Raw genomic sequence first — 19,084 nt, 5'->3', positions numbered from 1 at the left:
ATTTGCGGTGTCACAATGCGGCCCGGAAAGCCCGGCATGCAAGACGGGCCCCAAGGGATGCAAAGGGAGGGGGATATGCCATCAGTTCTGGCGGTGACGGGCGGGGCCTCCGGGATCGGGCTCGGCATCGTGCAGGCGGCCCGGAACGAGGGCTGGCAGGTTTCTGCGGCGGATCAGGCGGTTGCGGAGGGCGTGACGGCGCTCGACGTGACGGATGCGGCGGCTGTCGCGAACTGGATCGGGGCGTTGGACGGGCTGCGCGGGGTGGTATGCAGCGCCGGCATCTCCGCAGCGACGCCCATTCTGGAGACGCATCCGGATGTCTTCCGCCGCATCCTCGACGTGAACCTGACAGGGAGCTTCCTCGTGGCGCAGGCGGCGGCAAAGGCCATGGTCGCGAGCGGGAAGGGAGGCTCGATCGTCTTCGTGGCCTCGGTCTCGGGGCTGCGTGGGGTGCAGGGGCGGGCGGCCTATGGCGCGTCCAAGGCCGCGGTGATCAACATGGCCCAGGTGCTGGCGATCGACCTAGCGCCGCATCGCATCCGCGTGAACGCCATCTGCCCGGCGCCGATCGAGACGCCGATGGTGACGCAACTGCACGACGCGGAGACGCGCGCGCAGTGGATCTCGCGCATCCCCGCCGCCCGTTACGGCCGCGTGGAGGAGGTGGCGCAGGCGGCGCTCTTCCTGCTGGACGATGCGCGATCCTCCTACATCACCGGCCACGCGCTGCCGGTGGATGGCGGCTATGCCGGCGCAGGGGTGATGGGGTGATCCCGACCACCAATCTCGGCCGGCTGCTGACCCAGACGGCGCGGCGGCTGCCTGAGGCGCCGGCGCTGATCTGGCGCGAGAAGGTCTGGAGCTGGGCCGAGATGGATGCGCGGGTGGACCGCTTCTGCATGGTGCTGCAGGGACACGGCATCGGGCCCGGCGATCGCGTGCTGGTTCACTCCCGCAACTCCAACGTGATGTTCGAGAGCCTGTGGACCTGCCTGAAGCTCGGCGCGGTCTGGGTGCCGACCAATGTGCGGCTGACGCCGCCGGAAGCCGCCTACCTCGCCGCGGCGAGCGGCGCGCGCGCCATGTTGCGCGACCACGGCTTCGCCGGCCATGCCGATGCGGTGCGCGAGGCCGCGCCGGACTGCCGGCTGATCCTTGCCGTGGGTGACGCGCGCGGGGGCGAGCTGGATTTCGAAGCGCTGATCGCCGCCGCGCCCTCGCCGCCGCCCGACCACGAGGCCGATGTCGACCGCGACCATCCCTGCTGGTTCTTCTTCACCTCCGGCACAACGGGGCGACCCAAGGCGGCGGTTCTGACGCATGGGCAGATGGGCTTCGTCGTCACCAACCATCTCGCGGACCTCATGCCCGGCCTGACGGAGCGTGACGCCTCGCTGGTGGTCGCGCCGCTCAGCCACGGCGCGGGCATCCATGCGATGAGCCAGGTGGCGCGCGGTGCTTGTTCGATCCTGATGCCCGGGGAGCGGTTGGACACCGGCATCGCCTGGGAGCTGATCGCGCGGCACGGCGTGACCAACATGTTCACCGTGCCCACCATCCTCAACATGCTCGCGGCCGACGAGCGCGCGGCGCCGCATGCGCTGCGCCACGTGATCTATGCGGGCGCGCCCATGTACCGTGCCGACCAGAAGCGCGCGATGGAGCGGCTGGGCCCGTGCCTCGTGCAGTATTTCGGGCTTGGCGAGGTGACGGGCAACATCACCGTGCTGCGCCCGGACCAGCACACGATGGACGACAGCGATCCGAGCGTCGGCAGTTGCGGCATGCCGCGGACGGCCATGGACCTCGCCATCCTGGACGAGGACGGAACGCGCATGCCGCCGGGTGCGCAGGGCGAGATCTGCGTGCGCGGCAACGCCGTCCTGGCCGGCTATTGGAACAATCCGGAGGCGACGGAGAAGGCCTTCCGCCACGGCTGGTTCCACACAGGCGATCTGGGATTTCTCGATGCGCGCGGCTTCCTGCACATCACCGGCCGCGCCTCGGACATGTTCATCTCGGGCGGATCGAACGTCTATCCGCGCGAGGTGGAGGAGGCGCTGCTGACGCATCCCGCCGTCGCGGAATGCGCGGTGGTCGGGTTGCCGCATCCCAAATGGGGCGAGGCGGGCGTGGCCTGCGTGGTGCTGCGCGAAGGCGCTTCCTTGGGCGCGGCGGAACTGCTGCAGCATCTGGACGGCCGGCTCGCGCGCTACCGGCATCCCCAGCACTTTGCCTTCTGGAAGGAGCTTCCGAAATCGGCGTATGGGAAGATCCCGAAGGCGTTGCTGCGGGAACGGCTGGAGGCGGAAGGGGTTCGCTTCCTATAGTTGCGGGAAAACCTCGCCTTTTCGGGGTTGTTCCGCTTCGAGGCTCACCCCGCCAGGGCTTTTGGCCCCGACTCCTCGTACACCCGACTCCTCGTACAGATGAGGGTGCAGGGAACGTGTTCCCTGCTGGGGGAGTTTGAGGGGGCGACGCCCCCTCAACATCGTCGTCTCAGCTGTTCGGCCCGCGCCCGATGCCGATCGGCTGCCAGCGCTGCAGCTTCGTGTTCTGCAGCACGGCCGGGTTCACGCAGCTCATGGGCCACTTGCCGGACAGGATCAGCGCCAGCTCGCTGCCCACGCGGCGCTTGCGCGCCTCGTCGAAGCGCGCCGAGGCCGAGGCCGTGTGCGCGGAGAGGATCACGTTGTCCATGCTGAGCAGCGGGTTGTTGTGCGAGGGCGGCTCGACCTCCAGCACGTCGAGGCCTGCATAGGCGATCCAGCCCTCGGAGAGCGCCTTGATCAGCGCGGCCTCGTCCACCGTCGGGCCGCGGCCCGTGTTGATGAAGATGCTGGTCTTCTTCATCTTCCGGAAGTGCTCCTCCTTCAGGAGGTGCGTGCATTCCGGCCGCGCCGGCGCGTGCATCGACACGAAGTCCGACTGGCTCATCACGTCGTTCAGCGAGACCGGCATCACGCCGTGCTCGCTGATCTGCGTCTCGTCGAGGAACGGGTCGTAGGCGATCAAGCGCAGGCCGAAGGGCGCGGCGCGCTTGGCGACGGCGCGGGCCACGCGGCCGAAGCTGACGAAGCCGAGCGTCTGCCCCATGAGCCGCGGGATCTTGAGGAGCGCCGGACGGCCTTCCTTCCAGCGATGCTCGCGCACCATCTTGTCCTGCTCGATCACCCGCCGGAAGGTCGAGAGCAGCAGCGTCATCGCGTGGTCGGCGACCTCCTCGATGAAGGTGTCGGGCACGTTGGTCACGGGGATGCCGGCGCGCGTCGCGGCCTTCACGTCCACGCTGTCCACGCCGACGGAGCCGAGCGTGATGGACTTCACGTTCTTCAGGCTCTCGATGATCTCGGCCGTGATGGGGATGCCCTTGGCGTAGATGGCGTCCGCGTCCTTGGCGGCGGCGATGAAGCCGGCGGTGTCCATGGGCGCCTCGACGATCTCGGCATCCATGCCCTGGAGCGCCTCCATCTCGAGGTCGTAGCCGCCGCCGGCGACGGTGAAGCTTGCGCCCGCGGGCGTGACGATGCGGAATTTCGCCATCTGCGTTTCTCCCAATGGATTTCACCGAGCGAAGCATGCTCGTGCCTGCCCGACAAGCTTCCCCCTTTGGCGGCCCTCTTGCGCGCGTAGGCAGCCCATCTAGGCTCGCGCACAAGGAACGGAGGGAGAGTTCGATGGGTAAGTTAGCTGGGCAAACCGCATGGGTGACGGGCGCGGGGAGCGGCATCGGCGAGGCCGCCGCGATCGCATTGGCGGCGGAGGGTGCGACGGTCGTCCTGACAGGCCGGACCAAGGAGAAGCTCGACAAGGTCGCGGCCACGATCAAGGCCGCCGGCGGCACCGTGCACGTGAAGGCGGCGGATCTCGCCAAGCCCACGGCGGTGCAGAAGGTCGCGGACTTCATCGCCAGCAAGCTCGGCCGGCTCGACATCCTCGTGAACAACGCGGGCGTGAACATCCAGAAGCGCAGCTGGAAGGACCTGACGCCCGAGGGCGTGCAGGAGCTGGTGAACGGCAATCTCTTCTCGGCCTTCTATTGCGCGATGTCGGCCTTGCCGCTCATGCGCGCGCAGGGCGGCGGGCTGATGATCCACACGACCTCGATGGCCGGACGCTTCGTGAGCCCGCTTTCGGGCGCGGGCTACACGGCCTCGAAGCACGCGGTGGTGGCGATGAGCCACAGCCTCAACATGGAGGAATGCGGCAACGGCATCCGCTCCACGGCCATGTGCCCGGGCGAGGTGCGTACGCCGATCCTCGACAAGCGCCCGAACAAGCTCAGCGAGAAGGAGCTGTCGGAGATGGTGCAGCCGGAGGATTGCGGCGCACTCGTTCTATTCCTCGCGACGATGCCGCCGCATGTCTGCATCAACGAGGTGCTGATCACGCCAACGCGCAACCGCGGCTATCTGGCGGCGCAGCAGCGCAAGCTCTGAATGGTTAGGCCCCCGGCGCCGCATCGCGGCGGCGCCGGGCGAGCGATGTGCTTCGGCTAAGTAACGTGCCGGAAATCATAGGGCCTTATCTGTCCGGAATATTGCCGGGAGGCAAATTTACTGCAAAATTCCGGCTCTGAGGGTCGTATTCATCAAGACGTCACGCGATCCGAGCCTTTGATCTTCGCGATGCCTGCACACCTGTGCGGCATCATCCACGACGATCGAGGGATCCCTGATGGACATGAAGATCGGACGCCCCGCCCTTCTCGCGATGGGCGGCCTGCTGGCCCTGGCTCCCACAGGTCCGGCCCTGGCACAGGACGCTGCCAGGCTCGAGGCGATCGAAGCGCAGATCCGCAGCCTCCAGGCCGAGCTCGGCCGCCTGCGCCAGGACGCTGTGCGTCGCGAGATGGAGGCCCGCTCGGCGCGCCAGGAGGCGGCCGCCGCGCGGGCGGAGGCGAGGTCAGCCCGGCAGACCGCCGTCCAGGTTGCCGCCCTTCCGCCTGTGCCGGCCGTGGCTCCCGCGCCCGCTCCGGCCGCGCCCGCGGAGCCGCAGGTCCGCATCACCATGCCTGGCGGCCGGCCGACGATCACCTCGGCGGACGGCCGGTTCTCGGCCTCAGTCGGCGCGCAGGTTCATTTCGACGTGGGCGGCTACATCCGCGATGGCCGCGGCTCGCCTGACCAGCGCGGCGTCGCGAAGCTGGACAGCTTCGGCGAGAACCTGCGGCGCGCGCGCCTCCCCTTCGTCTTCCGCTACGACGACTTCACGTTGAACGTCACGCCGGATTTCGGCGGCTCGCCGGACGGGAGCCCGACCCTCTACGAGGCCAACATCAACTGGAACCCGGTGCGGCCGCTCACCATCACGGCGGGCTACTTCAAGCCCTGGCTCACGCTCGGCGACGCGACCAGCTCCAACGCCTTCTTCTTCATGGAGCGTCCGAGCATCGTCGAGATCGCGCGCAACATCTCGGCCGGCGATGCGCGCGCCTCCGCCGGCGCCGCCTGGGCGGACCAGCGTTGGTTCGCCGCCGGCTACCTGACAGGCGCGAGCTACGGCTCGCAGAGCGCGGCCCTCGCCACGCCGCAGCAGACGGGCGGCACCTTCCGCGTGGCGGGCCGGCCCATCGCGACCGAGGACTGGGACCTCCATCTGGGCCTTTCGGGCTCGATGGCCTTCGACATCGGCCGGACCGCGAGTGGGCAGACCATCCAGCTGCGCGACCGGCCCGAGCTGCGGATCGACCAGAACCGCCTGATCGACACGGGCGCCATCGCCGCCGACAGCGCCTATCAGTGGGGGCCGGAATTCGCCCTGCGCTGGCGCAATTTCCTCGTCCAGGGCGAGTACATCCAGATCGGCGTGGACCAGTCCAAGTCCGGCACGGCGCCGCGGCCCGACCTGCAGTTCCGGGGCGGCTATGTGGAGGCGAGCTGGGTGATGACGGGCGAGCCCCGCCGCTACGCGCCAGCGGGCGCGGCCTTCGGCGGCGTGGTGCCGGCCCGGCCCTTCAGCCTGCGGGACGGCGGGATCGGCGCCTTCGAGCTGGTTGGCCGCTACAGCGTCGCGGACCTGAACGACAACGTGACGCGCGGCCGGGCCGCCAGCGCCACCGGCGGCGTCTTCGGCGGCCGGCAGGAGATCATCGGCGCGGGCATCAACTGGTACCCGAACGCCAACCTGCGGCTGATGCTGCAATGGAACAACGTGGCGGTGAACCGTCTGGACGCCACCGGGACCACGCAGATCGGCCAGCGCCTCAACACCGTCGCCATGCGCATGCAGGCGGCGTTCTGATGCCTCAGCGGCCGACCGCGTAGCCCTGCATGCCGCGGGGGTTCGCGCCGGCGAAGATCTGCCCGTCCGGCTCGCGGCGGGCGCCCGTCAGGCGGCCCTCGCTCCACTCGCCGCCCATCTCGGCCCTGTGGCCGCGCGCGTGGAGCGCCGAGAGCACCTCCGGCGCGAAGCGCCCCTCCAGCACGAGCTTTCCGGGCTTGGCGCCGCGCGGCCAGAAGCTGCTGACCCAGTGCTCGGAATGGAAGGAGGGCAGGTCGATCGCCTCCTGGATGTTGAAGCCGTGCGCCAGCATCCGGGAGAGCATGATGGACTGCCACTGGTCCTGCTGCTCGCCGCCCGGCGTGCCGAAGCTCATCCAGGGTTTCCCCTCGCGCAGCACCATGGAAGGCGAGAGGGTGGTGCGCGGCCGCTTGCCCGGCTGGAGGCCGTTGGGCAGCGACTCGTCGAGCCAGAACATCTGGCAGCGCGAGCCGAGGCAGAAGCCCAACTCCGGAATGGCGGGGGAGGATTGCAGCCAGCCGGCCGAAGGGGTCGCGCTGACGAAATTGCCGAAGCGGTCGATCACGTCGATGTGGCAGGTGTCGCCGCCGGAAGCGCCGAGGCGCGAGACGGTGGGCTCGCCGGTGCCCGCCGCCATGGCCATCGCCTCGGAACGGTGGACGGCGGCGGCGTAGTCGACGCCGCGGATCGGCAGGCCATCCGGGTTGCCGGGCCGGAACTCCAGCGAGGCGTCGTGGCCGATCAGCCTGCGGCGCTCGTCCGTGTAGGCCTTGGAGAGCAGCGTCGCGAGCGGGACTTCGGTGAAGTTCGGGTCGCCGTAGAAGGCCTCGCGGTCGGCGAAGGCAAGCTTCATGGCTTCCGTGACATGGTGGACGAAGTCGGGGCCCACCGGGTCCATCGCCGCGAGGTCGAAGCCGGAGAGCAGCGCCAGGGTCTGCAGCATGGCCGGCCCCTGGCTCCAGGGGCCGCATTTCAGGACGGTGGTGCCCATGAACTCGAAGGCCGCGGGTGTCTCGACGCCGGCGCGCCAGCCGGCCATGTCATGGCCCGTCAACGCTGCTGCGTGACGCTCGCCCGAAGTGTCCATGGCCGGGATGCGACCGAAGCGATCGACCGCTTCGGCGACGAAGCCGGAGTACCAGGCATTCCGGGCGGCCTGGATCTCCGCGTCGCGGTCACGGCCGGGCGCCTCGGCCTCACGGATCACCCTTTCATAGGTGTCGGCCAAGGTGGGGTTGGCGTAGAGCTTGCCCGGCTGAGGGCCGCCGTCGCGCAGCCAGAGGGCGGCCGAGCTCTTCCACTCCGTCTCGAAGAGGGGCTTCACGGTCGCGACGGTCTGGCAGACCCGCGGCACCATGTGCGCGCCGTTCCGGGCGTAGGAGATGGCATAGGCCAGCACGTCGCGCAGGCGCCAGGTGCCGTGGTTGAGCAGCATCGAGGCCCAGGCGTCGAAGGCGCCGGGAATGGGTGCGGCCAGGAAGCCCGTGCCCGGCATGATGTCGAGACCGTACTTCCCCTTCACCAGATCGACGGTCAGGCCGGCCGGTGCAGGCCCCTGGCCGCAGATCACCAGCTCCTTCCCGAGCTTCGCGTCGTGCAGGATGATCGGGCAGTCGCCGCCGGGCCCGTTCAGGTGTGGCTCCACGATCTGCAGGGTGAAGCCCGCCGCCGCCGCCGCGTCGAAGGCATTGCCGCCTTGCTCCAGGACCGCCATGCCGACTTGGCTCGCGAGCCAGTGCGTGGAGGCCACAACGCCGAAGGTTCCGGCGATTTCGGGGCGGGTCGTGAACATGTGGGGCCTTTTCGGAAGCGGCTTGATCTGCGCAAAGAAGGGGCGCGGGGTCAATCCGGAGGGACGATGATCTGGGTGGCACTGGCTGGCCCTTCGGGCGCGGGGAAGGACAGCCTTCTGGACCGCGTCCGGGCCGATCTGGCGGATGACGCGCGTTTCCACTTCGCAAGGCGCACGATCACCCGTCCGGCCCAGGCCGGCGGCGAGGCGCATGAGGCGGTCTCCCCCGGGGAATTCCAGGAACTTGCCGCGGCAGGAGCCTTTATCCTGACCTGGCAGGCGCACGGGCTTTGCTACGGCATCCGACGCAGTGAGGCCCCCGAGGATAGTCTGGTCGTGATCAGCGTATCCCGGACGGTGCTGCACGAGGCGGCGCGCTTGCGGCGTCTGCAGGTCGTCGAGGTGACCGCGCCGCGGAATCTGCTGGCCGAGCGGCTGGCGCGTCGGGGCCGTGAGACGGCGGATCAGATCGCTGCGCGCCTCGATCGGGAGATGGGCCTTCCGGACGGGCTGGATGTGATCACAATCCGTAACGACTCCTCCATCGAGGAGGGCGCCGCGCGCCTCCGGCATGTGCTGGAAGCGGCCGCCTCATCTTGCGTGTCAGGGGCTTTTCGGCCATAGGGCTGCGCATCCGGCGGATGTTCCGCCGGAAATCCACACGCGTCGCTCCCTTCCATATGGCAAGGGTCCGGTCTCGGCTTCGGTCGAGGTTTTGCGGCGCGGAGGCTCAACCGGACTGATTTGGAAGGAATTTCGCTCATGGCGATGCCCGACGTTAACCTGCGCCAGCTGCTCGAGGCCGGCGTGCATTTCGGCCACCACACGCGGCGCTGGAACCCGCGGATGGCGCCGTACATCTTCGGCATCCGCAACCAGGTCCATATCCTGGATCTGCAGCAGACCGTCCCGATGCTCGAGCGCGCCCTGCGCGCCGTGCGCGACACGGTGGCTGGCGGCGGCCGCGTGCTCTTCGTGGGCACCAAGAAGGCGGCGGCGGAATACGTGGCCGAGGCGGCGACCCGCTGCGGCCAGTACTACGTCAACCACCGCTGGCTCGGTGGCATGCTGACCAACTGGAAGACCATCACCGGCTCCATCAAGCGCCTCAAGGAAATGGACGGCCGCCTCCAGGGCGACATCCAGGGCCTGACCAAGAAGGAAGTGCTGATGCTGACGCGCGAGCGCGACAAGCTCGACCGCGCGCTGGGCGGCATCCGCGAGATGGGCGGCCTTCCCGACATGATCTTCGTCATCGACGTGGTGAAGGAGAAGCTGGCTATCGAGGAGGCGAACACGCTGGGGATTCCCGTCGTGGCCGTCGTGGACAGCAACTGCGATCCCACCGGCGTGACTTTCCCGATCCCGGGCAATGACGACGCGATCCGCGCCATCAACCTGTACTGCGACCTGGTCGCCGCCGCCGTGTTCGACGGCATCTCCGCCGAGATGCAGGCGTCCGGCCGCGACGTCGGCGCCATGGCCGAGCCGATGGCCGAAGAGGCCCCGGTCGAGGTCGCTGCCCCTGAGGAAGCTCCGGCCGCCCAGGCCTGAGCGTCGATACCCAAAGCGCCACAACGAGGAGCTTGAGCAATGGCTGAAATCACGGCCGGCATGGTGCGGGAGCTGCGCGACGCCACCGGCGCCGGCATGATGGACTGCAAGAAGGCGCTGGTGGAGACCGGCGGCGACATGGAGGCCGCGATCGACTGGCTCCGGAAGAAGGGGCTGTCGGCCGCCGCCAAGAAGTCCGGCCGCGTGGCCGCCGAGGGCCTGGTGGGCGTCGCCTCCGGCCCCGGCGTCGCGGCCATGGTCGAGGTGAATGCCGAGACCGACTTCGTCGCGCGCAACGAGGCCTTCCAGAACTTCGTGGCCGAGGTGGCGGGCCTCGCCCTCTCGGTCGGCGACGACCTGGAGCATCTCAAGGCCGCGACCTTCCCGGGCACGACGCACAGCACCCAGGAAGAGCTGACCAAGATGATCGCCACGATCGGCGAGAACATGACCATTCGCCGCGCGAAGGTCTTCTCGGTCGAGAAGGGCACGGTCGCGACCTACATCCACAACTCGGTCAAGCCGGGCCTCGGCAAGATCGGCGTGCTCGTGGCGCTCGAGGGTGAGGGCGAGGACGCTGTCATGGAGACGCTCGGCCGGCAGATCGGCATGCACGTCGCCGCCACCCGCCCGGAGGCGCTGGATGTCAGCGCCGTCGAGCCCTCCGCCCTGGAGCGCGAGAAGAACGTGCTGACCGAGCAGGCGATGGCCTCCGGCAAGCCGCCCGCGGTCATCGAGAAGATGGTCGAGGGCCGCATCCGGAAGTTCTACGAGGAAGTGGTCCTGCTGGAGCAGGTCTGGGTGCATGACGGCGAGAGCCGCGTGAAGGCCGTGGTGGCCAAGGCCGGCCTGGCGCTCAAGGGCTTCGCCCGCTTCCAGCTGGGCGAGGGCATCGAGAAGCAGGCCTCCGACTTCGCGGCCGAGGTCGCCGCCGCTTCCGGCGTTTCCTGAGCCGATAGTATCCGCCGGGGCGGTTTTCGCCGCCCCGGCGCCACATTTGCGTGTCAGTACCACTTCTCCAGCAGACCGGATCAGCGATGAGCGAAACGCCGAAATACAAGCGCGTGCTGCTGAAGGTCTCGGGCGAGGCCCTGATGGGTAGCCGCTCCTACGGGCTGGACGTCGCCACCCTCAAGGCCATCGCTCAGGACGTCGCCGGAGTGGTGGCGCTGGGCGTCGAGGTCGCCATGGTGATCGGCGGCGGCAACATCTTCCGGGGGATCGCCGGCGCCGCCACCGGCATGGACCGCGCCCAGGCCGACTACATGGGCATGCTGGCGACCGTGATGAACGCGCTGGCCATGCAGTCCGCGCTCGAGAAGGCCGGCGTCCAGACCCGGGTCCAGTCCGCGATCGAGATGAGCTCCATCTGCGAGCCCTATATCCGGCGGCGCGCCATGCGCCACATGGAGAAGGGCCGGGTCGTGATCTTCGGCGCCGGCACGGGCAATCCCTTCTTCACCACCGACACGGCGGCGGCCCTGCGTGCGGCTGAGATGGGCTGTGACGCGCTGCTGAAGGGCACGCAGGTGGACGGGGTCTATGCGGCGGATCCGCGCAAGGACCCGGAGGCCGAGCGCTACGAGACGCTCACCTACCTGGAGATGCTGTCGCGCGATCTGGCGGTGATGGACGCGGCGGCCATCTCGGTTGCGCGGGAAAACCATCTGCCCATTATTGTCTTCAACATCCACGAACCCGGGGCTTTTACGGCCGTCATGAAGGGCGAAGGCCGCTTCACCACCGTAACCGACACCCCCTGACGCCGAGGCCTTTCCCATGGCTGTCCCGCCCGACAACAAGACGCTAAAGACCGATCTGGTGCGCCGCATGGATGGCGCGCTGGAGACGCTGAAGAAGGAATTCGCCGGCCTGCGCACGGGCCGCGCGAGCCCCTCGCTGCTGGAGCCGATCCGCGTGGAGGCCTATGGCAGCAACCAGCCGCTGGCCCAGGTTGCCAATGTCTCCGTCGCCGGCCCATCGATGCTGCAGGTGCAGGTCTGGGACCGCTCGGTGACCAAGGCCGTCGAGATTGCGATCCGCGACTCCGGCCTCGGTCTGAACCCGCAATCCGAGGGGCAGACCATCCGCGTCATGCTGCCGCCGCTGACCGAGCAGCGCCGCAACGAGCTGGCCAAGACAGCGGCGAAGTACTCCGAAGGCGCCAAGGTCGCCATCCGCGGCGTCCGCCGCGACGGCATGGAGCAGATCCAGGGCTGGAAGAAGAAGTCCGAGATCGGCGAGGACGACGCCAAGCGCTGGTCCGACGAGGTCCAGAAGCTGACCGACGACTACGTGAAGAAGATCGACGTGTCGCTCGCCGAGAAGGAAAAGGACATCAAGACCGTCTGATGTCCGCGCACCCTGCCTTGCAGGCGGGGGCGGGCGCGCCGCCGCCCCGCCACGTCGCCGTCATCATGGACGGGAATCGTCGTTGGGCTTTGGCGAGGGGGCTTCCCGTGGCGCTGGGCCACCGGGCTGGCGCGGACGCCGCGCGACGGACGATCGAGGCCGCGATCGGCGCCGGTGTGTCCTGGCTGACGCTCTTCGCCTTCTCCTCGGAGAATTGGGGCCGCCCGGCCGACGAGGTGCAGGAGCTGACCGCCTTGCTGCGCCACTACCTGCGGGCGGAGGTCGCCCAACTTACCCGCGAGGGTGTGCGGCTACGCGTCATCGGCGATCGGGGGCGTTTCGGCGAGGAGACGCTGAAGGCCATCGACGCGGCCGAGCAGCGCACCGAGGGGGGGCTGCGGCTCAACCTGACGGTGGCGCTCTCCTATGGCGCCCGGGCCGAGATCCTCTCGGCGGCCCGCTCGGCCGCCGCCGCCGCCGCGCGAGGCGAGCTCGATCCGGAGAAGCTGGACGAAGCCGGCTTCGCGTCGCGCCTCTTCACGGCGGGGATGCCCGACCCGGACCTGATCATCCGGACGTCCGGCGAGCAGCGCATCTCCAACTTCCTGCTCTGGCAGGCCGCCTATGCCGAGCTGATCTTCCTGCCCGGCCTCTGGCCGGACTTCGGCGTGGCGGATTTCAACGCCGCCCTGACCGACTACGCCGCGCGGGAGCGGCGTTTCGGCGCCCGCATCGGCTGAATGCGGAACTGGACCGACCTGCGCAAGCGTGTCTTGACCGCGGCCGTGCTGGGACCGGCGGCGTTGCTTTGCGTCTGGCTGGGCGCGCATTGGTGGGCGGCGCTGATGGCGCTCTGCGTGGCCGGACTGGCCTGGGAATGGGTGAAGCTCTGCGGCAGTTCGACCCGGAGCCTCCCGGGCGCCGTCGTCGGACCTTTCATCCTGATCGCTGGCGCTGCGGCGGTCCTGGGCCAGCCGGGGCTCGGGCTGCTGGTCCTGGGGGTGGGGACCGTGGCAACATGGTACGCGGCGACGCGGGTTGCCGGGGCCCGGCCGGTCTGGCTGGCCTTCGGAGTCCTTTATATAGGTCTCGCCGGCGTCGCGCTGATTGCGCTGCGGCACGACGACCTCGTCGGGCGGGACAATGTGATCTTCCTGTTCCTGGTGGTCTGGGCCTCGGACATAGCGGCCTATATCGCCGGCCGGAGCCTGGGCGGCCCGAAGCTCGCGCCGGCGATTTCGCCCAACAAGACCTGGTCCGGGGCGGTCGGAGGCCTGTTCGGGGCTTCGGCGGTGGGTCTGGGCGCGGCGCTGATGCTGGGTCCCGGCGGCTCATTGGTCCGGATGGTCCTGGTCTCGGCCATGCTCGGCATCGCCACCCAATCGGGTGATATGCTGGAAAGCTGGATTAAGCGCCGATTCGGCGTAAAGGACTCGTCCGGACTGATCCCCGGCCATGGCGGCCTGCTCGACCGCCTCGACGGCGTGCTGGCGGCGGCCCCCCTCGCTGCGCTGCTCGGCGTCGTCGCGGGGCCCGGCGTTCATCTTTGGAGGTAGGTTTGCCCGTCTCGTCCCCCCGCAGCGTCACGGTCCTGGGTAGCACCGGTTCGGTCGGCCGCAGCACGCTGTCCCTGCTGGCGGCGGCGCGGCCCGGCGAGTTCGCCGTGGAAGCGCTGGTCGCAGGGAAGGACGCCAAGACCTTGGCCGCACAGGCCAGGGCGCATCAGGCGCGACTCGCCGTTGTCGCCGATGAGCGCGCCTATTCGGATCTCAAGGAGGAGCTGGCGGGCTCCGGTATCGAGGTGGCGGCCGGTGCCGATGCCGTGATCGCCGCGGCCGCCCGCTACGCCGACTGGACCATGGCCGCCATCGTCGGCGCCGTCGGGCTGCGCAGCACCCTCGCGGCGCTCGGACGCGGCGGAACGTTGGCCCTGGCCAACAAGGAGAGCCTGGTCTGCGCCGGCGATATCGTGCTGGATGCGGCCAAGAGCACCGGCGCCACGCTGCTCCCGGTGGATTCCGAGCACAACGCCATCTTCCAGGCGTTGGACGCCCGCGACCCCTCCGTGATCGAGCAGATCATCCTGACGGCGTCGGGGGGACCTTTCCGGGAGTGGACGCCCGCCCAGATGGCCCAGGCGACGCCCGAGCAGGCGGTCCGGCACCCGGTCTGGTCCATGGGCGCCAAGATCAGCGTCGACAGCGCCACCATGTTCAACAAGGGACTCGAGCTGATCGAGGCCGCGCGCCTCTTCCCGGTCCGCCCCGATCAGCTCGGCGTGCTCATCCACCCGCAATCGGCCGTGCATGGGCTGGTCCAATATGCCGACGGCTCGCTGCTGGCCCAGCTCGGCACGCCCGACATGCGGACCCCCATCGCCAGCTGCCTGGCCTGGCCCAGCCGCATGTCCGTGCAGGTGGCGCGGCTCGACCTCGCGGCCCTGAGCCGGCTCGATTTCGAGGCGCCCGACACGCAGCGCTTCCCCGCGCTGCGCCTGGCCCGCGAGGCCCTGGAGGCCGAGGGCGGCGCCCCCTGCGTGCTGAACGCCGCCAATGAAGTGGCCGTCGGGCTCTTCCTGGCGCGCGGCCTCGGCTTCCTCGACATCGCGGCCGTGGTGGAGGAGACGCTCGCGGCGCTGGGAAGTCAGCCTGTCTCGGACCTCGGTTCCATCCTGGCGCTCGACCAGGCCGCCCGCCACGAAGCTTCTCGTATCGCCGCGCACCGCGCAGCCGCCTGACGGAGTTCCATCATGCTCGAATTCCTCCCTGCCGCTGTCCGCACATTGTTGGCCTTCCTGGTCGTGCTGGGCGTCCTGATCTTCTTCCACGAGCTCGGCCACTATCTGGCGGCCCGCTGGCGGCGGGTGCATGTCGACGCTTTCAGCATCGGCTTCGGCAAGGCCATCGCCTCCTGGCAGGACCGGCGCGGAACCCAATGGCGCATCGCCTGGATCCCGCTGGGGGGCTACGTGAAGCTGCACGGCCAGGCGCCCTATGACGAGACGCCGGAAGCGGACCGCGTGCCGGAACGCCCCGGCCTCACCTTCCACAACAAGGGTGTGCTGGACCGGGCGATCGTGGTCGCGGCCGGGCCGGTGGCCAATTTCCTGCTGGCGGCTCTCCTTTTCGCCCTCCTCTTCGCGACCAACGGCATCCCGCGCGGCCTGGCGAGCATCTCCGCCGTGGCGCCGGGCTCGCCGGCCGAGGTATCGGGCATCATGCCGGGCGACACCATCCTCGCCCTGGATGGCGAGCGCGTGACCCGATTCGACCAGGTCCAGCGCCACATCCAGCCGCGCGCCGGCCAGCAGGTCGCAGTGCGGCTCGAGCGCGATGGGCGCGAGTTGGACCTTCAGGTGGTGCCGGCCGTCCGGCCCGGCAGCGAGGCACAGCCCGTCGGCATCCTGGGAATCCAGGGCGGCCAGGCCACTTTCGAGCGGCTGGATCCCATCTCGGCACTCTGGGCCGGCACCGTGCAGACGGCCGACGTCAGCTGGGCGACCCTGGTCGGCATCGGCGAGATGCTGACTGGTTCGCGCAGCGCGCGCGAGCTCGGAGGGCCTATCCGGATCGCCGAGGTTTCCGGCGAGGCCGCGACGCTCGGCATCGTGCCGCTGATCAACCTGATGGCGCTGCTGTCGGTGAGCCTGGCGCTGCTAAATCTCTTTCCCATCCCGCTGCTGGACGGCGGCCATCTCATGTTCTACGCCGCCGAGGCGATCCGGGGGCGGCCGCTTCCGCCCAAGGCCCTGGAGGTTGGCTTCCGCGCCGGCTTCGCCGTGCTGATCTGCCTGTTTTTATTTGCAACCTGGAACGATATCGCGCATGGCGTGATCGGTCGCTGGGTGGCTGGGTTGGTCGGATGAGAGGGTTGGAAATGGCGGGGTGGCGGCATGTGGGTGGCGCGGCTATGTTCCCGCCGGCTCCGGCTCGACGCAAACATATGGGTCTTTCCTTGACGACAACGCTGCGCGCTATCCTGCTCACGACCGCCGGCCTCGTGATGCTGTCGCCGGGCCAGGCCGATGCACAGGGCCGGCGCCCCGCGCCCGCCCGGGCGGTCGAGGCGCCGGGCGGCATCATCACGGCGGTCGAGGTCCGGGGCAACCAGCGGATCGAGACCGACACCGTGCGCAGCTACATGCTGCTCCAGCCGGGCGATCTCTATGACGCCGACCGGGCCGACCGCTCCATCCGCAGCCTTTTCGCGACGGGCCTGTTCCGCGATGTCCGCATCTCCCGCGACGGCCAGCGGCTGATCGTCGATGTGGCGGAGAACCCGCTGGTCAGCCGTGTCGCCTTCGAGGGCAATCGCCGCGTTTCCGACGATGTCCTGCGCAACGAGGTCCAGCTGCGCTCGCGCGCCGTCTACACCTCGCAGCTCGTTCAGGCCGACCGCCAGCGCATCCTCGACCTCTATGCCCGCCGCGGCCGCTTCGCCGCGCGTGTCGAGCCGAAGATCATCGAGCTGGATCAGAACCGGGTCGACGTGGTCTTCGAGATCCAGGAAGGCGACGCTGCCCTGGTCGCCCGCATCAACTTTGTCGGCAACCGGGCCTACAGCGATTCCCGTCTGCGCGAGGTCGTGTCCACCAAGGAGGAGGCGTTCTACCGCTTCCTCTCCAACTCCGATACCTTCGATCCCGACCGCCTCAACTTCGACCGCGAGCTGCTGCGCCGCTACTACCTCCGCACCGGCTATCCCGACGTGCAGATCGGCACCGCGACCGCGGAGCTGGCGCCGGACCGCAGCGGCTTCTTCCTGACCTATAATATCGACGAAGGGCAGCGCTACACCTTCGGCACGGTGGAGATCACCTCCGCCTTCCCGAACCTGAACACCGACGAGATCCGCCGCTTCCTCGAGATCGCGCCGGGCGAGTGGTACGACGGCGACGCCGTGGAGCGCAGCGCGCAGGCGCTGGCGGATGCCGCCAACCTGCGCGGCTTCCCCTTCGTGGACGTCCAGCCGCGCATCACCCGCGACACCGACGCCCGGAAGGTCAACATCACCTTCGCCGTAAACGAGGCGCCGCGCGTCTTCGTCGAGCGCATCGACATCAACGGCAACACCCGCACGCAGGACCGGGTGATCCGCCGCGAGTTCCGTCTGGCCGAGGGCGATGCCTTCAACGCGGCCCAGGTGCGCCGCTCCCGCGAGCGCATCCGGAACCTCGGCTATTTCAGCGACGTCCAGATCACCAACTCGCCGGGCACTGCGCCCGACCGCACCATCCTGACCACGCAGATCACGGAGCGCGCGACCGGCGAGGTCAGCGTGGGCGGCGGCTACTCGACCGATGCCGGCTTCCTGGCCGATTTCGGCCTGCGCGAGCGCAACCTCTCGGGCACGGGCCTCGACGCGCGCCTCAATACCACCATCGCCCAGCGGCGCAGCCAGGTGGACATCTCGCTGACCGAGCCGGCCTTCCTGGACCGGAACCTCGCGGTCGGCGCCGACATCTTCTACATCCAGCGGAACCTGCTCCAGGTCTCGCAGTACAGCGAGCGGCGCGCGGGCTTCGCGCTGCGCGCGGGCTACGAGTTCAACGAGCGCCTGCGGCAGTCCTGGTCCTACAGCCTGGTCAATCGTAACATCTACGACATCCAGCCGGGTGCCTCGCGCTTCGTTCTGGAGCAGCAGGGCAGCACCATCCTCAGCCAGATCAGCCAGACGCTGGCCTACGACACCCGCGACAACCTGATCGAGCCGCGGCGCGGCTACCTGCTGCGCCTCGGCACCGATTTCGCCGGCCTGGGCGGCGACGTGGCCTATGTGCGCGCCCGCCTCGACGGCGCGCTCTTCCTGCCCTTCGAGCGGGTCTTCGGCGATCCCGACTACGTGCTGACCTTCTTCGGCAGTGCGGGCGTGCTGCGTTCCTACGGCGGGAGCAACCAGGACCGCATCGTCGACCGCTTCTTCCTCGGCGGCGAGAACCTGCGCGGCTTCGCCCTCGCGGGCGCCGGGCCGCGCGACCTCGTGACGAGCGACGCCCTCGGCGGCCGCATGATGTGGACGCAGACCACGGAGATGCGCTTCCCGCTGCCGGTGCCCTCCGAGATCGGCCTGATCGGCCGGGCCTTCGTCGATGTCGGCGCGCTGTGGGACACGGTCTCGGGCACGGGCATCGGCGACACCGCCACGCCTCGCGTCGGCGCCGGCGTCGGCATCTCGTGGAGAAGCCCCTTCGGGCTGATCAACCTCGACGTCGCCCAGGCAGTCGTGAAGCAGAGCTACGATCAGACTCAGGTTTTCCGTTTCGGCTTTGGTACGCGCTTCTGAGCGCTGGGACAGGTAGACGCCAATGACATCGTTCCGACTTTCGATGGCCCTTCTGCTGGGCCTGGCCCCGAGCGTGGCCCCCACGCTGGCCTGGGCGCAGCAGAGGCAGGGCCAGGAGTGGTTCGTCCCGGGCCAGAATCAGGGTGCGGCAGGCCAGCGTCCGGCGCAGCCGCAGCAGCGGCCGTCCCAGGCTCCGGCGCAGGCGCCGGCGCGCCCAGGTCCGACGGCGGCCCGCCCGCCGGCTCTGCCGCCCGGCACGCCGCCGCCCGCGGCCGTGATCGGCATTGTGGACATTCCCGAGATCCAGCGCCTTTCCACCGCCTTCAACCAGGTGCGCGAGGAGATCGAGCGTCGCCGGACCCGGCTGAACGACGACCTGCAGCGCGAGCAGAATGGCTGGCGCGACGCGCAGCAGGCGCTCGCCACGCAGCGCGCGGGGATGAACCCGGAGCAGATCCGCAACCGCGAGCGCGAGCTGCAGGACCGGATCACCGACAGTCAGCGCATCTTCCGCAACCGCAGCCAGGCGATCGAGCAGGCGGCGCAGCAGTCCCTCGTGCAGATCGAGGAGGCGCTGGGCGTTGTGGTCCGGCAGGTGGCCGGCAGCCGCAATGTCAATATCGTCCTGCCGCGCCCGCTGGTGATCATGAACGAGCCGGCCTTCGACCTGACGGAAGAGGTGGCGCAGCAGTTCAATCGCACCCTGCGGCAGGTCACGATCCCGCCGGAGAGCGACGGCTCGCAGCCGCCGGCGCCGCCGCCCGGTGCCCAGGCGCCGTCAGGTGCCGCTGCCCCGGCCCGTCCTGCCACTGCCCCTGCCGCTCCTCCGGCGCAGCAGCCCGCTCGCCGCTGATCGGG

Annotated in this window: 17 protein-coding genes; 15 read left to right on the top strand and 2 right to left on the bottom strand. The window is 69.4% G+C overall.

The window, feature by feature from the left end; all coding sequences use genetic code 11:
• The first annotated feature begins 75 nt into the window (after positions 1-75).
• The gene (locus AC1ROY_RS06865; protein ID WP_493147852.1) at positions 76-774 is read left to right on the top strand and encodes an SDR family NAD(P)-dependent oxidoreductase; all 699 of its coding nucleotides are present in this window, start codon (positions 76-78) and stop codon (positions 772-774) included.
• Positions 771-2,333 carry an acyl-CoA synthetase gene (locus AC1ROY_RS06860; protein ID WP_493147851.1) on the top strand — a complete coding sequence of 521 codons (1,563 nt, stop codon included), beginning with the start codon at positions 771-773 and terminating at the stop codon, positions 2,331-2,333. Before AC1ROY_RS06865 ends, AC1ROY_RS06860 begins: the two co-directional genes overlap by 4 nt.
• Before the next feature lie 169 nt (positions 2,334-2,502).
• Here AC1ROY_RS06860 and AC1ROY_RS06855 read toward each other — a convergent pair whose 3' ends face one another.
• A complete protein-coding gene (locus AC1ROY_RS06855) occupies positions 2,503-3,546 on the bottom strand; it encodes a C-terminal binding protein (RefSeq protein ID WP_493147850.1) in 1,044 nt (347 codons plus the stop codon).
• A 134-nt stretch (positions 3,547-3,680) separates the two neighbouring features.
• On the opposite strand from AC1ROY_RS06855, the gene AC1ROY_RS06850 reads away from it, so the two are divergent.
• Together AC1ROY_RS06850 and AC1ROY_RS06845 are read left to right on the top strand one after the other, a co-directional pair.
• Positions 3,681-4,442 (top strand): SDR family oxidoreductase, encoded by a 762-nt coding sequence (locus AC1ROY_RS06850; RefSeq protein WP_493147849.1) that lies wholly within the window; start codon positions 3,681-3,683, stop codon positions 4,440-4,442.
• 244 nt (positions 4,443-4,686) lie between these two features.
• A complete protein-coding gene (locus AC1ROY_RS06845; protein ID WP_493147848.1) occupies positions 4,687-6,246 on the top strand; it encodes an OprO/OprP family phosphate-selective porin in 1,560 nt (519 codons plus the stop codon).
• Between the two features lie 4 nt (positions 6,247-6,250).
• On the opposite strand, the gene AC1ROY_RS06840 is transcribed toward AC1ROY_RS06845, so the two are convergent.
• The gene (locus tag AC1ROY_RS06840) at positions 6,251-8,038 is read right to left on the bottom strand and encodes a gamma-glutamyltransferase family protein (protein WP_493147847.1); all 1,788 of its coding nucleotides are present in this window, start codon (positions 8,036-8,038) and stop codon (positions 6,251-6,253) included.
• A 66-nt stretch (positions 8,039-8,104) separates the two neighbouring features.
• On the opposite strand from AC1ROY_RS06840, the gene phnN reads away from it, so the two are divergent.
• The 11 genes from phnN to AC1ROY_RS06785 all read left to right on the top strand — a co-directional run bounded on the left by phnN (position 8,105) and on the right by AC1ROY_RS06785 (position 19,079).
• Entirely contained in the window at positions 8,105-8,662 is a 558-nt protein-coding gene (gene phnN / locus AC1ROY_RS06835) for a phosphonate metabolism protein/1,5-bisphosphokinase (PRPP-forming) PhnN (RefSeq protein ID WP_493147846.1), read from the top strand.
• A 138-nt stretch (positions 8,663-8,800) separates the two neighbouring features.
• Entirely contained in the window at positions 8,801-9,592 is a 792-nt protein-coding gene (gene rpsB / locus AC1ROY_RS06830; protein ID WP_493147845.1) for a 30S ribosomal protein S2, read from the top strand.
• Positions 9,593-9,631: 39 nt separating this feature from the next.
• On the top strand, positions 9,632-10,543 hold the full coding sequence (gene tsf / locus AC1ROY_RS06825; RefSeq protein ID WP_493147844.1) for a translation elongation factor Ts: 912 nt from the start codon (positions 9,632-9,634) through the stop codon (positions 10,541-10,543).
• A gap of 86 nt (positions 10,544-10,629) precedes the next feature.
• On the top strand, positions 10,630-11,355 hold the full coding sequence (gene pyrH / locus AC1ROY_RS06820; protein WP_493147843.1) for a UMP kinase: 726 nt from the start codon (positions 10,630-10,632) through the stop codon (positions 11,353-11,355).
• A gap of 16 nt (positions 11,356-11,371) precedes the next feature.
• Positions 11,372-11,944 carry a ribosome recycling factor gene (gene frr, locus AC1ROY_RS06815; RefSeq protein ID WP_493147842.1) on the top strand — a complete coding sequence of 191 codons (573 nt, stop codon included), beginning with the start codon at positions 11,372-11,374 and terminating at the stop codon, positions 11,942-11,944.
• Positions 11,944-12,684 carry a polyprenyl diphosphate synthase gene (uppS, locus tag AC1ROY_RS06810; protein WP_493147841.1) on the top strand — a complete coding sequence of 247 codons (741 nt, stop codon included), beginning with the start codon at positions 11,944-11,946 and terminating at the stop codon, positions 12,682-12,684. Before frr ends, uppS begins: the two co-directional genes overlap by 1 nt.
• Positions 12,685-13,500 (top strand): phosphatidate cytidylyltransferase, encoded by an 816-nt coding sequence (locus AC1ROY_RS06805; RefSeq protein ID WP_493147840.1) that lies wholly within the window; start codon positions 12,685-12,687, stop codon positions 13,498-13,500. It begins immediately after the preceding gene.
• A gap of 2 nt (positions 13,501-13,502) precedes the next feature.
• The gene (dxr, locus tag AC1ROY_RS06800; protein WP_493147839.1) at positions 13,503-14,681 is read left to right on the top strand and encodes a 1-deoxy-D-xylulose-5-phosphate reductoisomerase; all 1,179 of its coding nucleotides are present in this window, start codon (positions 13,503-13,505) and stop codon (positions 14,679-14,681) included.
• Between the two features lie 12 nt (positions 14,682-14,693).
• A complete protein-coding gene (gene rseP, locus AC1ROY_RS06795; protein ID WP_493147838.1) occupies positions 14,694-15,809 on the top strand; it encodes an RIP metalloprotease RseP in 1,116 nt (371 codons plus the stop codon).
• An 89-nt stretch (positions 15,810-15,898) separates the two neighbouring features.
• Positions 15,899-18,226, top strand: coding sequence for an outer membrane protein assembly factor BamA (gene bamA / locus AC1ROY_RS06790; RefSeq protein WP_493147837.1), 2,328 nt, complete (start codon positions 15,899-15,901; stop codon positions 18,224-18,226).
• Positions 18,227-18,269: 43 nt separating this feature from the next.
• Positions 18,270-19,079 (top strand): OmpH/Skp family outer membrane protein, encoded by an 810-nt coding sequence (locus AC1ROY_RS06785; RefSeq protein WP_493147836.1) that lies wholly within the window; start codon positions 18,270-18,272, stop codon positions 19,077-19,079.
• Positions 19,080-19,084: the final 5 nt, after the last annotated feature.

This window comes from Roseococcus sp. GW821-FHT12F05 (assembly GCF_058806835.1).
This window is presented reverse-complemented; position numbering and strand designations above follow the sequence as displayed.

What these genes read in the sequence shown, in the direction of transcription:
- pyrH (WP_493147843.1), top strand. Translation starts at nt 10,630, where the DNA reads ATGAGCGAAACGCCGAAATACAAGCGCGTGCTGCTGAAGGTCTCGGGC.
- AC1ROY_RS06785 (WP_493147836.1), top strand. Translation starts at nt 18,270, where the DNA reads ATGGCCCTTCTGCTGGGCCTGGCCCCGAGCGTGGCCCCCACGCTGGCC.
- rseP (WP_493147838.1), top strand. Translation starts at nt 14,694, where the DNA reads ATGCTCGAATTCCTCCCTGCCGCTGTCCGCACATTGTTGGCCTTCCTG.
- AC1ROY_RS06850 (WP_493147849.1), top strand. Translation starts at nt 3,681, where the DNA reads ATGGGTAAGTTAGCTGGGCAAACCGCATGGGTGACGGGCGCGGGGAGC.
- AC1ROY_RS06805 (WP_493147840.1), top strand. Translation starts at nt 12,685, where the DNA reads ATGCGGAACTGGACCGACCTGCGCAAGCGTGTCTTGACCGCGGCCGTG.
- AC1ROY_RS06865 (WP_493147852.1), top strand. Translation starts at nt 76, where the DNA reads ATGCCATCAGTTCTGGCGGTGACGGGCGGGGCCTCCGGGATCGGGCTC.
- uppS (WP_493147841.1), top strand. Translation starts at nt 11,944, where the DNA reads ATGTCCGCGCACCCTGCCTTGCAGGCGGGGGCGGGCGCGCCGCCGCCC.
- AC1ROY_RS06855 (WP_493147850.1), bottom strand. Translation starts at nt 3,546, where the DNA reads ATGGCGAAATTCCGCATCGTCACGCCCGCGGGCGCAAGCTTCACCGTC.
- tsf (WP_493147844.1), top strand. Translation starts at nt 9,632, where the DNA reads ATGGCTGAAATCACGGCCGGCATGGTGCGGGAGCTGCGCGACGCCACC.
- rpsB (WP_493147845.1), top strand. Translation starts at nt 8,801, where the DNA reads ATGGCGATGCCCGACGTTAACCTGCGCCAGCTGCTCGAGGCCGGCGTG.
- AC1ROY_RS06840 (WP_493147847.1), bottom strand. Translation starts at nt 8,038, where the DNA reads ATGTTCACGACCCGCCCCGAAATCGCCGGAACCTTCGGCGTTGTGGCC.
- AC1ROY_RS06845 (WP_493147848.1), top strand. Translation starts at nt 4,687, where the DNA reads ATGAAGATCGGACGCCCCGCCCTTCTCGCGATGGGCGGCCTGCTGGCC.
- frr (WP_493147842.1), top strand. Translation starts at nt 11,372, where the DNA reads ATGGCTGTCCCGCCCGACAACAAGACGCTAAAGACCGATCTGGTGCGC.
- phnN (WP_493147846.1), top strand. Translation starts at nt 8,105, where the DNA reads ATGATCTGGGTGGCACTGGCTGGCCCTTCGGGCGCGGGGAAGGACAGC.